15 protein-coding genes are annotated in these 16494 nt (G+C 41.4%); 13 read left to right on the top strand and 2 right to left on the bottom strand.

The window, feature by feature from the left end; all coding sequences use genetic code 11:
• Nucleotides 1-49 precede the first annotated feature (49 nt).
• From CZ382_RS16825 to CZ382_RS16880, 12 genes are all read left to right on the top strand, one after another.
• On the top strand, nt 50-3193 hold the full coding sequence (locus CZ382_RS16825; protein ID WP_088052360.1) for an alpha-mannosidase: 3144 nt from the start codon (nt 50-52) through the stop codon (nt 3191-3193).
• Between the two features lie 153 nt (nt 3194-3346).
• A complete protein-coding gene (locus CZ382_RS16830) occupies nt 3347-4099 on the top strand; it encodes a basic secretory protein-like protein (RefSeq protein WP_159457823.1) in 753 nt (250 codons plus the stop codon).
• Between the two features lie 276 nt (nt 4100-4375).
• Complete coding sequence (locus CZ382_RS16835) at nt 4376-5359, top strand: LacI family DNA-binding transcriptional regulator (RefSeq protein ID WP_088052362.1); 984 nt, start codon at nt 4376-4378, stop codon at nt 5357-5359.
• A 12-nt stretch (nt 5360-5371) separates the two neighbouring features.
• Entirely contained in the window at nt 5372-6127 is a 756-nt protein-coding gene (locus CZ382_RS16840) for an SDR family oxidoreductase (RefSeq protein WP_088052363.1), read from the top strand.
• 386 nt (nt 6128-6513) lie between these two features.
• Nucleotides 6514-7836 carry an ABC transporter substrate-binding protein gene (locus CZ382_RS16845; RefSeq protein ID WP_088052364.1) on the top strand — a complete coding sequence of 441 codons (1323 nt, stop codon included), beginning with the start codon at nt 6514-6516 and terminating at the stop codon, nt 7834-7836.
• A 91-nt stretch (nt 7837-7927) separates the two neighbouring features.
• Nucleotides 7928-9259: a carbohydrate ABC transporter permease gene (locus tag CZ382_RS16850; protein WP_088052365.1), complete on the top strand. Its 1332-nt coding sequence runs from the start codon at nt 7928-7930 to the stop codon at nt 9257-9259.
• 12 nt (nt 9260-9271) lie between these two features.
• Nucleotides 9272-10093 (top strand): carbohydrate ABC transporter permease, encoded by an 822-nt coding sequence (locus CZ382_RS16855; protein WP_088052366.1) that lies wholly within the window; start codon nt 9272-9274, stop codon nt 10091-10093.
• 91 nt (nt 10094-10184) lie between these two features.
• Nucleotides 10185-11267 (top strand): Gfo/Idh/MocA family protein, encoded by a 1083-nt coding sequence (locus tag CZ382_RS16860; RefSeq protein WP_088052367.1) that lies wholly within the window; start codon nt 10185-10187, stop codon nt 11265-11267.
• Nucleotides 11268-11297: 30 nt separating this feature from the next.
• Nucleotides 11298-11513 (top strand): hypothetical protein, encoded by a 216-nt coding sequence (locus CZ382_RS16865; protein ID WP_088052368.1) that lies wholly within the window; start codon nt 11298-11300, stop codon nt 11511-11513.
• A gap of 72 nt (nt 11514-11585) precedes the next feature.
• The gene (locus CZ382_RS16870) at nt 11586-12308 is read left to right on the top strand and encodes a ThuA domain-containing protein (RefSeq protein WP_088052369.1); all 723 of its coding nucleotides are present in this window, start codon (nt 11586-11588) and stop codon (nt 12306-12308) included.
• A 74-nt stretch (nt 12309-12382) separates the two neighbouring features.
• Entirely contained in the window at nt 12383-13423 is a 1041-nt protein-coding gene (locus CZ382_RS16875; protein ID WP_088052370.1) for a Gfo/Idh/MocA family protein, read from the top strand.
• A 104-nt stretch (nt 13424-13527) separates the two neighbouring features.
• Complete coding sequence (locus CZ382_RS16880; RefSeq protein WP_088052371.1) at nt 13528-14496, top strand: sugar phosphate isomerase/epimerase family protein; 969 nt, start codon at nt 13528-13530, stop codon at nt 14494-14496.
• A gap of 332 nt (nt 14497-14828) precedes the next feature.
• On the opposite strand, the gene CZ382_RS16885 is transcribed toward CZ382_RS16880, so the two are convergent.
• A complete protein-coding gene (locus CZ382_RS16885) occupies nt 14829-15191 on the bottom strand; it encodes a GyrI-like domain-containing protein (RefSeq protein WP_088052372.1) in 363 nt (120 codons plus the stop codon).
• 19 nt (nt 15192-15210) lie between these two features.
• Entirely contained in the window at nt 15211-15375 is a 165-nt protein-coding gene (locus CZ382_RS23815) for a hypothetical protein (protein ID WP_159457824.1), read from the bottom strand.
• 308 nt (nt 15376-15683) lie between these two features.
• Between CZ382_RS23815 and CZ382_RS24860 the strand changes: the two genes are divergently transcribed.
• Nucleotides 15684-15875: a putative holin-like toxin gene (locus CZ382_RS24860; protein ID WP_088052373.1), complete on the top strand. Its 192-nt coding sequence runs from the start codon at nt 15684-15686 to the stop codon at nt 15873-15875.
• Nucleotides 15876-16494: the final 619 nt, after the last annotated feature.

Raw genomic sequence — 16494 nt, forward strand, 5'->3', positions numbered from 1 at the left:
TAGAAAAAATAGTATAATTAAAATGAGAGGATAAGAAAAGAGGGGTATAGTGTTTCAAACTGAAAAAAAACTTGCAGCAAGAATAACCGAGTTACAAGCCTATCGATATAGGGGCAAAATAGCAATACCATCTTTCCAATTTCAACTTGATGAACAGGGGGATGCTGGAGCTTCACCTGCAACAACAGGAGAATGGTCCACATTAAAAAAAGGAGAGCAATGGACAGGAAGAGATTTATATGCATGGCTTAAGGCAAAAGTTAACCTCCCGGAGGAGTGGAAATCAAAAGAGATTGTCGGGGTTTTTGATTTCGGAAGTACTGACGGTGGAACGAATTCTGGCTTTGAGTCCTTATTATATGTCAATCAGTCACCTTATCAGGGGGTTGACGGCAATCATAAAGAAGTATTTCTTGCCAATGAACTTGCTGGAACCTCGGTTCAACTTATGTTTCGTTTATGGTCGGGGTTGGAAGGAGGGGGACAGCCTCAGAAGCAGGTGCATACATTTAAGCAGGCTTTTATATCCTGGCTTGATAAAAGTACGGATGATTTGTATTACACAGGTAAAGCCGCCCTCCAGACAATTGAAATGCTGGATACGATGAATCCAGCTCGCGAAGATATACTGATCGCCTTAAACCGAGCCTTTAATCAAGTGGACTGGGTATCACCCGGATCGGAGGCGTTTTACCAATCAATTGCAGCTGCACAGAAATATTTGCATAAAAGCATACAGAAGCTGGAAAAACATCATCCGGTTACTGTTCATGCGGTTGGCCATACACATATCGACGTTGCCTGGCTGTGGCGTCTGCAGCATACACGTGAGAAGGCGGCCCGTTCGTTTTCAACGGTACTTCGCCTAATGGAAAAATACCCGGAATACCTTTTTCAACAGGCACAGCCACAACTCTATGACTTTATTAAACAGGATTATCCGGAGCTCTACTGCGAGATCCAACAACGCGTGAAGGAAGGTCGTTGGGAGCCTGATGGCGGAATGTGGCTGGAACCGGACTGTAATCTGCCGTCAGGGGAATCATTTATCCGGCAGCTGTTGCACGGTACCCGGTTTTTTCGGAAGGAATTTGGTGTTGAATGCACGTATCTTTGGCTGCCAGACGTATTCGGTTATAGCTGGGCGCTGCCGCAGATTTTAAAAAAATCAGGTATCAAATCGTTTGTGACAACTAAAATCAGCTGGAATCAATATAACCGCATGCCGCATGATGTCTTTACATGGCGTGGAATAGATGGATCAGAGATTCTGACTTACTTTATCACTACTCCTTACCCTGGGCGAAAAGGCTGGGGAGCAGATTATAATGCAGAGATAACAGCAGAAACGATGGTTGGAGCATGGGAAGCATTCAGAGATAAAGGAGTTACCAAAGAGATCATGGTGACATATGGTCATGGTGACGGTGGTGGTGGAGTCACCAGGGATATGCTGGAAATGAGGCGCAGACTGAATGACATGCCTGGTATTCCAAATGTCGTGCCAGCTAAAGCAGTTGACTATTTGAAAAACCTTCATACAAATGTGGAAGAAACGGATGGTTATGTTCATTTATGGGATGGTGAGCTTTATCTGGAATTTCACCGTGGAACCTATACATCACAAGCGAATAATAAGAAATATAATCGCAAGCTGGAGCTTTTGTATAAGGAGGTGGAACTGTTAAGTGTTTTGGCGAGTGCTATCAAAAATGACTGGGCGAAATATCCACAGGCACAATTAAATCAGGGCTGGAAAATAATTTTGCGGAATCAGTTTCACGATATTCTGCCTGGTTCCGCAATTAAAGAAGTCTATGAAGATAGCAAACTGGAATATAAGGAAGCAGAAAAAATTGCTTTATCTGTAAAAGCCAATAGTGATGGCAGGGACTATACCGGTGAGGAGAAGATTTCTTTCAACGTCATCAACCAGTCTTCATGGAACCGGAATTCTCATGTGTCCATCCCGGTTAGACCAGGACTGGAAAACGGATTGTGGTTTGATCATCAGATGACGCCACTGCATGCAGAAAAAACTGGCGATGAATGGCTGGTTCAAGTAAAGGTTCCCTCCTTGGGCATTACAAGAATTACGTTTGATTCGGCTCTGAAGGAAGGCGGAAAAGATAAAGAGTCCCCATTCGTCATTGGCAAAAACGCCATTAAAACGCCTTTTTATGAAATAGAATGGAATGAAGCAGGACATCTGACGAAGATTTTTGACATTGCAAACAATCGGGAAGTATTGAAGGAAAACCAATCCGGCAATGTTTTACAGATTTTTGAAGATAAACCATTAAGATGGGATGCCTGGGAAATTGATCTTTTTTATCAAGAGAAGATGAAAGAAATAAAAAATGTAAAATCGATAAAGGTGCTGGAATCCAATTCTATTCGTGCTGTTGTCCAGTTTACCTGGGAATATAATAATTCTTTCTTTAAACAAAATATGATCGTTTATGCGAATAAGCGTCGAATCGATTTTGCTACCAATATTCAATGGCATGAGGTACATCATTTGCTTAAAGTGGCTTTCCCAGTGGAAATTCGCTCAACGGAAGCGACATTCGATATTCAATTTGGGAATGTAAAACGTCCTACACACTGGAATACGAGCTGGGATCTGGCAAAGTTTGAAACAGTTGGTCACCAGTGGGCTGATTTATCTGAGCAAGGCTATGGAGTAAGTTTGCTAAATGATTGCAAATACGGCTACGACATTAAGGACTCTACCATACGGCTTACACTAATGAAGGGCGCGACATATCCGGATTATTCCCAAGATCAAGGGGAGCATGAATTCACCTATTCTTTACTGCCGCATAATGGCACTTGGATAGAGGGGGCTACTGTTAAGGAAGCCTACGATTTAAATCAGCCATTATCATCGATTCCGGGTGATTTAAATTATGATCGTTTAAGTCTGTTCACGGTTTCAGCAGACTATGTCATGGTGGATGCAGTAAAAAAAGCAGAGGACAGCAGCAAAGTGGTCATTCGGCTTCATGAATTTACCGGAAGAAGAGGCCCTGTAACTATATCATCCGACCTAGTTATCAAGAGCTGGCAGGAATGCAATTTAATGGAGGAGCCTCAGGGTGAAGTCTTTCATGAAAAAGCTATAAAATTTGCTATTAAACCATACGAAATCAAAACATTTCTTGTTGATTTAAGGAATGGCCAAGTATGATGATAGCTGTTTGACGGCATGACTTGTTTTTATGCTAATTGCGGTTAACGGGAAAATAGGTTCCGCAAAAGGGGGAGAGTAGCGGCGGGAGATTCCTGTTCCAATGACTCAATGATTGGCAAGAGTCTATATATTGATACGAGGAGGAAACTGATGAAAAAATTTGTTGGATGTCTGGTTTGTGCAGGTGTTTTGGTAAGTGGCGTTTTTGGAGGCTATTCTGGAGTTCATGCTGAAGAGACGTCCGCGATTGAGAAAGAGGTCAACAACTCGCCAAGTTCAACCCTGTATGAAAAAAGAGGGTATACACTGGTGGTTATTAAAGGAGTAGATGATCCGGCCATTGATCCAATCATTGATGAGTTTGTAAATCTTTACTTCAAGGTTTATCCAAAACTGGTTAAAAAGTATGCCGCTAATCCAAAGGAACATAGCAGGGAAGTAACCCTGGAATTTGATCCGCAGTATGATGGGGTGGCCTACGCAGACAATGGGAAAATTGTTGTTAGTACAAATTGGATACTTGACAATCCCGATGATGTGGCGCTTTTCACGCATGAATTGACCCATCTTGCCCAAGCTTACCCAACTTATAATGATCAGACATGGTGGATTACGGAAGGTATTGCGGATTATGCCAGATACGTCTATGGACCACATAATGGAGATTGGCGGTTACCTGAAGAAGTCAAGGATACAGACAACTATGACAGCGGCTATCGTGTAACTGCCAGATTTTTACTATGGATTACCCAAAACAAGAATCATTTTGCTGTCGATATCATCAACCGGGCACTTCAATACGATATATTTGATCTGAGACTTTTTAAGGTCATAACTGGTAAATCTGTGGAAGATCTTTGGGAAGAGTATCGTGAAAACCCGGAAGTGAGAACAGATTATTAGAAGGGTCTTTTCCGCATCGGATTGTTTATCGGGTTTCAGTGAGTGAACGTTGAAAGAGACTGTCCATCAAAGGTTATGAGAGCTGATCTTGGAGGACAGTTCTTTTTATGTAGTAAAGAAAATGTGGCAAGGGTCATGAATATGTTCTTTGGATGAGTCTTTCCAGGCTTTCGAATGGTGATGAGAAAAGATGCAAACGACATTGACAATAAAGGCACATACCAGTAAGATTATTTGTAATCGATTACATTTTTTGTAGAGAAGGAAGGTGATTTCATGGCAACGATACAGGAAGTAGCCAAAAGGGCAGGTGTTTCTGTTGCGACCGTTTCACGGGTTATCAATAAGCGGAGCAAAGTTTCCATGAAAGCCAGGATTCGGGTGGAGCAAGCAATTAAGGAATTGAATTATGAGCCGAGTGTACTTGGACGAAACTTAAGGAACTCTGAAAGCAGGCTATTACTCGTTTTATTGCCAAGCATTTCAAATCCGTTTTATTCCGAAATTATAAATGGGATTGAGGATACTGCTATCGGACAGGGATATAACATTCTTCTGTGTGAGACCGATTCGAACCCAGAGCGGGAGGCAATCTATTTTAATATGATGCGAAACCGATTAGCTGATGGAATTATTTTAATGGATCCCACAGTAAATCAGGAAAACTTGCATGAACTGGCAAGTAAATATCCGGTAGTTCAGTGTAGTGAGTTTGATGAAGACGGAAATATTTCGTATGTAACAATTAATAATGAATTGGCCGCATATCAAGCTGTAAAGCATTTGATTAAGCTGGGGAAGCAAAAAATCGCGTTGATCAACTCGGATGAAAAGTTTCTTTATGCACGGGAACGAAGAAGCGGTTATGAGAAGGCATTAAAGGAATTTGCTATCCCGATCGAGGAAAAATGGATTTATAATACGGATAACCTTAGTTTTGAGAGTGGCCAACAGGCAATGCGATTCCTGCTGAACGAGGAAGATCGCCCTGCAGCTGTTTTCGCTGTTTCTGACTTATTTGCGATTGGTGCATTGAAAGAGATAAATTCGAATGGGTTACGGGTGCCAGATGATATTGCAGTGATTGGCTTTGATAAAATCAGCTTTTCCAATATGACGTATCCAACATTAACGACTGTTGCACAACCGATGTACCGGATGGGCTGCATTTCAGCAAATATGATTATCAATAAAATAAAAGGTGAAAAAGTAGACAGTTTAATTTTGGACCATGAACTGATTATTCGTGAATCTACCTAAAGGAAGTAGGACATGTATCATTTGGACAATCAAATTGCTGTTGTAACAGGAGTGAGCCACGCAAAAGGGATTGGCGCTGCTATTTGCAGGAAACTTGCTGAAAGTGGAGCAGATATCTTTTTTACATATTGGCAGGCGGAGTCCGAATGGCTTAAAGATTTTCAACGGGAAATAAAAATGAAAGGTGCACAGTGTGCATGTAGTGAAATCGATTTATCCAAGGATACCGCTTCAATTCAATTATTTGATCATGTTACAGAAGTGCTTGGTTTTCCCTCGATTTTAATCAATAATGCTGCACATTCGAAAAGAGACGGTTATAAAAAGCTTGATGCACAACTGCTTGATGACCATTATGCTGTAAACATGAGAGGAACACTTTTGCTTAGTGTTGAGTTTGCACGCCGCTTTGAACAATCCGAATTAAAAAAAGGAAGGATTATTAACATTATATCCGGTCAAGGTCAGGGGCCAATGTTGGAGGAACTCGCTTACGGGGCAACAAAAGGTGCGATTTCAGCATTCACACTGTCGTTATCTGCAGAGGTTGCACCACTAGGGATTACGGTGAATGCAGTTAATCCTGGTCCGACTGATACCGGGTGGATGTCAGAAGAACTTAAGCAGGAATTATTGCCGAAATTTTTAATGGGACGAGCTGGAATGCCAGAGGATGCGGCTAGACTGGTTGCGTTTCTTGCTAGTAATGAGGCCGAATGGATTACCGGACAATTTATAAATTCAGAGGGCGGTTTTTTGCGGAAATAGGTAATCATTGTTATTTCCTGCATGACAGTTATTTTAGAGGTTGCAAAATAATGATTGACATCAAACAAACATCTTGTATAATATAACCTAAGTTGTAATCGATTTCACTTTTTGCAATATTCATGTTTGGTTTCATCAGAAATGAAGCAAAATGCCGGATCCCGGTAAGAACCGGAAAGGGGGTTGTATAACGGCTTTGGCAATTATGAGTAGTAAATATTGTAATGAAAATGGGGTCAGTCACTGGGGGGAAAACACCAGAGATATAGTAGCAGCTCCGGAATTAGTAACGACAACTATGTAATCGCTATCATTTAACAATGTAAAGCGGAAATTGGAAGTTCACCACTTATAAAAAATAAGCATTACAAGGAGGAGGAGTTATCGTGAAGGTTTGGAAGGGTGTTTTGGGAAGCTTATCAATTCTTATGTTAATTGTATTTCTTGCTGCTTGTGGAAATGACGATGAGGCAGCAACCAAAAAAGACGCGGATAAAGGAACAAATAATGATGCCAAAACAGAGGAATCTGACGAAGAGGTAACGATTGTATATGCTCGCGGTGTTGATACAACGCCTGGTACAGATGCAGTAATCAAAGCATTTGAAGAAGCTCATCCGAATATCAAAGTGGAACAGCGAGAGATGCCGGCTGATACGGGGCAATCACATGATCAATATGTAACCGCATTCAGTTCGCAAAGCTCGGAAATTGACGTATTCAATGCTGATGTAATCTGGCCAGCGGAGTTTGCCCAGGCGAATTATGCACTTGAGCTTGATCGCTTCATCGAGAAGGATGGTATTGACATGGATGCATACTTTCCGGGGACTGTCGCTGCCGGCAACTTTAATGGAAAACAGTGGGCGATGCCGCAATATACTGACGCTGGTGTATTCTATTACAGAACAGATATTGTGGAAGAACCACCGGCTACTTGGGATGAATTGATAAAGCAGGCAAGTGAACTACAGGGAGAAGAAGGAACCAAATTTGGCTACATTATGCAAGCAGCCCAATATGAAGGACTCATCACAAATGCGATTGAATTTATTGCATCCTACGGTGGAGAGGTGGTTGACGAAAATAATAATGTTGTTGTAGATAGCCCTGAAACGGTTAAAGCAATTAAGAAGATGCAGGAAGTCGTAAATTCAGATTTTGCTCCAGATAATATTTCCAACTTCCAGGAAATAGAAACAGAAAATGCATGGATTGAAGGAAATTCAGTATTTGCTCGAAATTGGCCATATATGATATCTTCCTCGAATGATGAAGAGCGTTCCGAAGTGGTTGGAAATGTGGAAATGGCCAGACTTCCAGCTGGTGACAAAGGAAGTGCGGCTGCGCTAGGTGGCTGGATGACAATGATCAATCGTTATTCCGAGCATCCACAAGAAGCGTGGGAATTTGTTAAGTTCATTTCCGGACCAGAAGGACAGAAAATTACTGCAATAGAAGGTGGGCGGGCGCCGACGTTAAAGAAATTATATGACGATCCGGAAGTGCAGGCAGTAAGTTCATTATTCGCTAATCCAGAGTTTACAGAAGTTTTGCAAACGGCAGTACCTAGACCAGTGTCACCAATATATCCGGAAATTTCGGATATTATGCAAATAGAGCTTTCAAAGGCTCTCGCTGGTGACCAAACTGCGGAAGAGGCAGCGGCAAATATGCAGGAAAAAATGGAAGCTGCAATGCGGGAATAATTGGTCAGAAGAGAAGCAAGATGGGCGGGAACTCTCATCTTGCCTTCCCATTTATCCTAGTTTCAATCCTTACATTGCGAGGAGATTGACAATGAATAAGAGGAAAAGGCGTAAATTTCAACTAAATGAAAAGCAACTTGGATATGTCATGGTTATCCCATCACTTATCTTGGTTTTTGTTGTAGTTCTGTGGCCAGTTGCCCAGTCTTTCTATAACAGTTTGTTTGATTATAGATTAAATGATCCTGCACGCTCCCAGCTTATGCTCGGTGCAACAATAGATTTAGAGCGTTATGTCGATAATCACTATTATTTTGACAACCAACTGGAGGATCTTACAAGTGGCGAAGAGGACGAGGAAATAATAAATACGATCAAGTCTATTAAAGAAAGTGTCGACCAATACCATGCACAGTTAATAAGTGATGAAGTAATTAATACAAAGGTTGAGAAAATTGATGAGATGCTTGCGAGTTTTACCCCGGTTACGGATGAAGATTTGAAATATGCCAAGATTGATAATGATTTAGCATCTGATTACCGGGAAAAGCTGCAGTCTTCTTCGGAGGAACTTACAGCGATAGCTGAATCAGCAGGTGATCAAACGAAAAACCAGAAATTCCAGCAAACTGCTGATTTGCTAGAAGCAACTAGTGGAAATATCTTGGAATCTAACTTCATCGGCTTTGCTAATTATGGAAAGTATTTCAAGGATGCACGTATGTGGAATTCTTTATGGAATACAACGGTTTTTACCGTCGTTTCGGTAGCACTTGAATTAGCACTTGGATTAGGCGTGGCGCTGCTGATTAACCGTGCGTTCAAAGGAAGAGGTCTAATAAGAGCTTCCGTCCTAATACCGTGGGCCATACCAACGGCGGTGGCTGCGATGATGTGGGGCTTCTTGTATGATGGCCAATCCGGTATTATAGCGCATTACTTGGAAGTTTTAAACATTATACCAGGTTCTTCCTGGCTGCTATCAACATCAGGTGGTGGAATGTTTTCTATTATTCTAGCGGATGTTTGGAAAACAACTCCATATATGGCACTGTTGCTTTTAGCAGGATTACAAACAATACCTCATTCTTTATACGAGGCATCAAATGTGGACGGAGCAAATAAATGGCAACAATTTTGGAGGATTACCCTGCCTTTATTGAAATCCTCCATTCTAGTAGCATTATTGTTCAGAACACTAGATGCTTTTCGCGTTTTCGACCTGATTTATGTGTTAACTGGTGGAGGTCCTGCAAACGCCACCGAATCCATCTCGATTTATGCGTATAAAACATTGTTCGCTCAGCAAAATTTCGGGGAAGGCTCCGTACTTTCGGTTATCGTGTTCTTATGTGTAGCTTTGATCAGCTTTATTTACGTCAAACTAATCGGTTCAGATCTCTTTGCAGGTCGTACAAAATGAGGAGGGTACTGAATGACTAAACGAGCAGGGATTGGATTTTATGTGTTTTTGGCGGTTTTCGTGTTTCTTGTTATGTTTCCGTTTATTTGGGTGTTTTTAACATCGATTAAACCACCTGGTGAAATTTTCTCGTCCTTTAAATGGTTTACCAGTAACCCGTCACTCGAATCGTACGATGCTGCATTATCCAACAGGCCATTACTTCGTTATATGTTAAATAGCTTTGTTGTGTCCTCGTTAACAACCATTTTGGCACTATTGTTTGCCTCATTCACGGCGTATGCGGTGACAAGGCTGCCAATTAAGGGAAAAGGATTGATACTGGGAATCGTACTGGCGGCATCGATGTTTCCGCAAATTGCGATTATTTCACCAATGTTTAATTTGGTTACCGACTTGGGATTACGTAACAGCTACCTTGGTCTTGTAATTCCATACATTACAATTAGTTTGCCGTTAGCAATTTGGATTTTATCCACATTCTTCCAAAAAATTCCATTTGAACTGGAGGAATCAGCAAAATTGGATGGGGCAAGTCCCTTTCAAACGTTTCGCAAAGTGGTTTTTCCATTGGCAGCACCTGGTGTGTTTACTACGGGGATCCTCGTTTTTATTGCTGCGTGGAATGAATATTTGTTTGCATTGACGATTAATAGTGATGACATGTGGAGGACTGTGCCGGTCGGAATATCCATGTATCAGAGTCAGTACTCGATTCCATGGGGTGATATTTCTGCGGCAACCGTAATTGTAACTATTCCTATTGTTATTCTTGTGCTATTTTTCCAACGCAGAATTGTGTCTGGTTTGACGTCAGGTTCTGTTAAGGAATAAGAGACTGGTGAAACGGTTTAGTAAGGAGCTGGATAAAGCAATCGCTTTGTTCATATAATTTCTAAAACATAAAAAAAAGGATGAAGAGGATATGTCAACGAACGTAAACGTTGCAATCATTGGCTGCGGCGGGATTGCCAACGGGAAGCATCTACCAAGTTTGAAGAAATTACAACAAGTCAAACTTATCGCATTTTGTGATCGCGATATCGAAAAAACAAAATTGGCAGCAGCTAAGTATGGGGAAGCGGATGCGGCTGTCTATACGGATTATAAGGAGCTTTTGCAGAATTCATCAATTGATGTTGTTCATGTTTGTACACCGAACAATACCCATGCTGAAATTTCCATCGCTGCACTGGAAGCGGGAAAGCATGTGATGTGTGAAAAACCAATGGCCAAAACATCGCAGGAAGCAAAAGCAATGCTCGACGCCGCAGAAAGAACGGGAAAGAAACTGACGATTGGTTATCAAAACCGTTTCCGGCAAGACAGTCAATATTTGCATCATGTGTGCAAACGCGGTGATTTAGGTGAGGTATATTATGCCAAAGCACACGCCATTCGCCGGCGTGCAGTACCAACATGGGGGGTATTTTTGGATGAGAAAAAGCAAGGTGGTGGCCCGTTAATTGATATTGGTACACATGCACTGGATTTAACACTATGGATGATGAACAATTATGAGCCGAAATCGGTTATGGGTACAACGTTTCACAAATTAGGGAAAAAAGCCAATGCCGCAAACGCGTGGGGGTCGTGGGATCCGGAAAAGTTCACCGTGGAGGATTCAGCATTTGGTTTTATTACAATGAAAAACGGTGCGACAATTGTACTGGAATCCAGCTGGGCACTTAATTCCCTTGATGTTGACGAGGCTAAATGCTCGCTCTCCGGAACAGAGGGTGGAGCAGATATGAAGGATGGATTAAGGATTAACGGCGAGGAATTTGGCAAGCTGTACACGACCAATGTAGAGCTTTCCAATAGTGGTGTAGCTTTTTATGAAGGCGATACCGAGAGTGATGCTGATCTGGAGGCGCGCCTGTGGATAGAGAGCATTGTGAATGATACGGAACCGATTGTTAAACCGAAAGAGGCGCTTGTCGTGACGCAGATTTTGGAGGCAATCTATGAATCTGCTAAAACTGGAAAGGCTGTTTATTTCGAATAGCATTATAGCGTATTCCGCTGTGATGAAGTAATGTGGTTTACTGTCGAAGTATGGCGGATCACTGTTGATGTTAGGCGATTTACTGTTGATATTGCGCAATCCACTGTTGAAGTAATGCGATTTACTGTTGATATTGCGCAGTCCACTGTTGAAGTAATGCGATTAACTGTTGAAGTAAGGCGGATCACTATTGATGTTAGGCAATTTACTGTTGATATTGCGCAAATCACTGTCGATGTAATGTAATTTACAAGGATGAGTGGAAAAGTGGGACGAGGAAGCTGTCCCCGTGTACCACCAGGAAAGGAGTAATTAAAATTGAATGTGACCGTATGGAATGAATACCGGCATGAAAAAGAAAATGCAACCGTTCAGAACATTTACCCAGATGGAATCCATCAGACCATCGCCGACTTTTTACAGGAAGAGGGACACCAAGTCAAAACGGCAATTTTGGATGAAGTGGAGCACGGATTAACAGAGGGGGTTCTATCAAAAACAGACGTGTTAATCTGGTGGGGACATAAGGCGCATGGTGAAGTGAAAGAGGAGATCGCAGAAAGCGTAAAACAACGTGTGTTGGCTGGCATGGGGTTAATTGTTTTGCATTCTGGCCATTTCTCCAAGGTTTTCAAAAAATTAATGGGTACAACGTGCGATTTAAAATGGCGGGAAGCGGATGACAAAGAACGTCTTTGGGTAGCCGATCCGAGCCACCCGATTACAGCCGGACTTGGCGAGTATATCGAACTGGAAAAGGAAGAAATGTACGGGGAGCATTTTGATATTCCTGCACCAGATGAAGTGGTTTTTATCAGCTGGTTTGAGGGCGGCGAGGTGTTCCGGAGTGGAGCGACATTTAAACGCGGTAACGGAAAAATATTTTATTTCCGTCCAGGGCATGAGACGTACCCAACGTACCACAATCGGGAAATTCAGCAGGTGATCAAAAATGCAGTGAACTGGGCTGCGGGTTCGAATAGAGCAAGGCCGGTGTATGGTAATGCGAAGCCGCTGGAGCAGATAGCTGAAAAAGGATAGATTTTCCTTATCAAACATACAAGGAAGGGAAATTTCCTCCTTGATATAGAATGTTCAGCATTGGAGATGAAAACATGACGAAATTAAAAATGGGAATCATTGGTGCAGGTGGGATTGCCCAGAACCGGCATCTTCCCGCATATCAAAGTCTGGGGGATATGGTTGAGGTTGTTGCCGTTCAAGATGTGAACAGTGCGCGCGCGAAAGAGGCTGCGGAAAAATTTCAGATCCCCCTGGTTTTTGAAGATTATCATCAATTATTCAAGGAAGTGGATGCAGTAACCATTTGTACACCGAATAAATTCCACGCTGAAATTACCGTTGCAGCTTTGGAAGCAGGGGTACATGTAATGTGTGAAAAACCGATGGCGATGACAACAGAGGAATGCAAGCAAATGATCGGAGCATCGGAAAAGGCGGGCAAACTCCTGTCGATTGCCTATCATTACAGGCAAACAGACGCAGCCCAGGTTGCCAAGCGCGCGGTCATGGATGGAGAGGTTGGTGACCCGCTTGTTGTCAGGGTTCGTGCCATGAGACGGCGGAAGGTTCCAGGCTGGGGTGTGTTTATCAATAAGGAATTACAAGGTGGTGGCAGCTTAATCGATTATGGATGCCATCTATTGGATATGGCGTTATGGCTTTTAGGAAATCCAGTGCCTGTGGAGGTGCTTGGCTCAACGTATAACCGTTTAAGTAAAACCCCAAATCAGCCTAATGACTGGGGAATCTTTGATCACGAAATATTTGACGTGGATGATCATGTATCGGGATATATTACCTTTCAGAATGGTGTATCGTTATTGCTGGAGTGTTCATGGGCAGCAAATATCAAGGAAGACACCATGCATCTGAGCATATCTGGTTCAGATGGCGGTATAAATGTTTATCCGTTTGAGCTTTATCGTCCTAAGCATGGAACATTTCTGACCAGTGAAGCGAAGGCTGAACATAACGAACAGGAAGCAGGACTCAGGCAGGCAAAGAATTTTGTGGAAAGTTGTTTGGGCAAGGCAGAACAGCTGGTAAGGCCCGAACAGGCAATGCAAGTAAGTCAGCTGATTGAAGCGATTTATCGAAGTAGTGAGACAGGTAAAAGTATAAGACTCGTATAGTAGGGTGCGCGGGGAGTGAGGTTACGCATTCCACAAAAAGAATGTGAGGAGAGGCAAGGAACCCGATTCTTATCGCATTACATAAAAATGGAGGGAAGTAAACGATGAAACTAGGCGTATTTACCGTTCTATTTGCAGGAAAAACATTGGATGACATGCTTGATCATGTTCGTGATTCCGGTCTGCAGGCAGTGGAAATCGGAACAGGAGGCAATCCCGGCATCGATTTTTGTGATGTTGATGCGTTGCTGGCAAGTGGGGAAAAGCGAAAAGAGTATTTGGATAAGGTGCACTCACGTGGCCTGACAATCAGTGCATTCAGCTGTCATGATAATCCGGTTTCTCCAAATGAGGCAGAGGCAAAAAAGGCGCATGATACCTTTGTGAAAACGGTTAGGTTGGCAGAATTAATGCATGTTCCGGTTGTAAATACATTTTCCGGAACACCTGGATCTCATGAAGGGTCCAAATATCCGAACTGGCCAGTTACCCCTTGGCCAACAGCGTATTCCGAAATACTGGAATGGCAATGGGAGAAAAAATTGATTCCGTATTGGAAGGAGCAAGGTCAGTTTGCCAAGGATCATGGTGTCAAGGTTGGGTTGGAACTCCATGCCGGATTTTCCGTACATACCCCATATACGATGCTGAAGCTTCGGGAGGCAACGTGCGATACAATTGGCGCCAATCTTGACCCAAGTCATTTATGGTGGCAGGGAATCGATCCGGTGGCAGCGATCAAAATTCTTGGGAAGGCAAATGCAATCCACCATTTTCATGCAAAAGACACCTACATTGATCAGGATAATGTCAACATGTATGGACTGACCGATATGCAGCCTTATTCCAACGTGCAAACCCGCGGCTGGACTTTCCGGTCGGTTGGCTATGGTCATAGTACAAAAGAATGGTCCGATATTGTCAGTGCATTAAGGACATATGGATATGATTATGTGATCAGTATTGAACATGAGGATCCGATTATGTCGATTGATGAAGGATTCAGGCAGGCAGTTAGAAATTTAAAAGCAGTTAATATGGAGGAGAAGCCTGCGGATATGTGGTGGGCTTAGTAGGGCCGAGATAGCCGCGGGCACGTGAGAAGTGTAGAAGTTTTATGGTTCTTTGACGCGAAACCTGGAGTTAAGAAGAAGTCAAATACTTGTACAAAAAATGATATCCACCCCAATAGTATTGCAAATGTTGGGGATTCGGATTATAGTATAGAAACCTAAATAGCTAGGTCATTATTTTTAAAACTATAAAACGATAAAAGTGTGGAATTCTACACAAAAGTGAAACTGTCAATTGCATGCTTAGAAAAGGATGTTACAAAAGAAAAAATAAGAGACTCATGTAAAAATGAGGGTTATACTAAAATGGTAGAAGAAAAGTAGCAACTTGCTTACTTTTCTTCTAATTGTATCATTATTTTTGTTACATAATTATCTTCCCCGCATACACTTACCTCATCAATTACATACTCTTCAAAGCTGTCACCACAAATACGATACCCTTCCTTACTCAAATAAGTTTTCATTTTTTCATAGGTTTCTTGAATCGTCATATAACTACCTTTATGATAGGCAATCACATATTTTCCGGCTTTTTTGATAAAAGGTTCTGCTAAATCAGGTTGATCCACACGCATATAAAAATGCGAATAATTCCAATAATCTCCTGCATCTACTTGCTCTTGACGGATCAAACCTCCAATAGGATAACCAGTTTCAAGTTCTTCTTGCTTTGTATATTTAATAAATGACATAATTGACCTTGTAAATTCTTTATCGGAACAGTTTTAAAGTATTTTCACTTAATACATAGCATTCTGTTTCCATCTTTTCGATTGTAAACCAATCAAAATTCAATCGTAATGCTTCCTCAATTTGCTTTTTCTTGTTTTGAATAATTTGCTGTGTACGCTGCATTTTCACGATTTTCTTTTTCACTTTCTCTTCTTTTTCCGTTAATAATTCGAGGGTTTTTGAAATGCAAAAAGTCTTTAATTTCTGCTAAAGATATACAAATTTCTTTCAGCATCTCAATTACACTAAAAACCTCCTCTTGCGTTTTTAAGGAAATTTATGGATAACCAATGCCCATAATATTGAAATAAACCTTTCATGAAAAAAGTGTTAGTAGCTTTCTTGCAATTATGATAAAATGAATGAAGCAATTACATAGGTGTGTGGGCAGTTGGCCATCTTTCCTTGTTCCTTAAGTCACGTGAAACTACTTAAGAAGGGAAGGTGGTAGGATGACGACATACGAAGCATTAAGTTTAGTAGCGCAATTTAGTTTAACGCTTGTAGCTACTTTTACTCTAATTGTAACTATTGTCGTTTATCTCATCAAAAAAAGTAATCGCCCCCTATCCCAAGGTCAGCGATTACTCCACCTAGATAAAAACATAATTATGTTGGCCAACTGCTTTTCATGCAGTGTGTAGTTGTCGGTACTGAGTAGTTAGCGCTACTCGGTACCTTATTCTAAGTACAGTATAAAATTTATTTTTTATACTGTCAATTTTATTTTACAAAAGTTTAAAAAGGGGAAACAATATAATTGCCTCTACATCTGTATTCCTTTTATTTGATCAAGACTGCTTATTCAAGGTTTTCTCTTTATCATTTCCACTTTTCCTTTCTTCTTCATCTCCTAATAGTTCGATCAGCCATTTCGAAAACGAGAAAAACACTTTTTTGAGAATTTATTCGGTTTTGAGCAACAGCACTACGCAAAATCAATCGAGGGCACCGCGAAATCGATCGAGGGCACCCCAAAACCAATCGAGAACACACAAAATCGATTTTGAACCCGGATCGAAAAACTTGTTAAATTATGTAATCCAAATAAATAGTAAATATGTCCCAAACCCTCATTTTTTGGGGTTTTTTTACTTAGTACTATATCACTAATTTATTAAAAAATCCAACAACAAGCAATATTCATAAAAAATATGACAATATTTCTGTTGTGAAAGCGTTTTAACAGGGTTAATCTTAACTTGTATTATCGCACCTTACACAGGGAGATTCTGGGTATAAAAATATCTCCATTTTTTAAAG

It is taken from the genome of Virgibacillus dakarensis, assembly GCF_900155625.1.
GTDB classification, from domain to species: domain Bacteria; phylum Bacillota; class Bacilli; order Bacillales; family Amphibacillaceae; genus Lentibacillus_C; species Lentibacillus_C populi.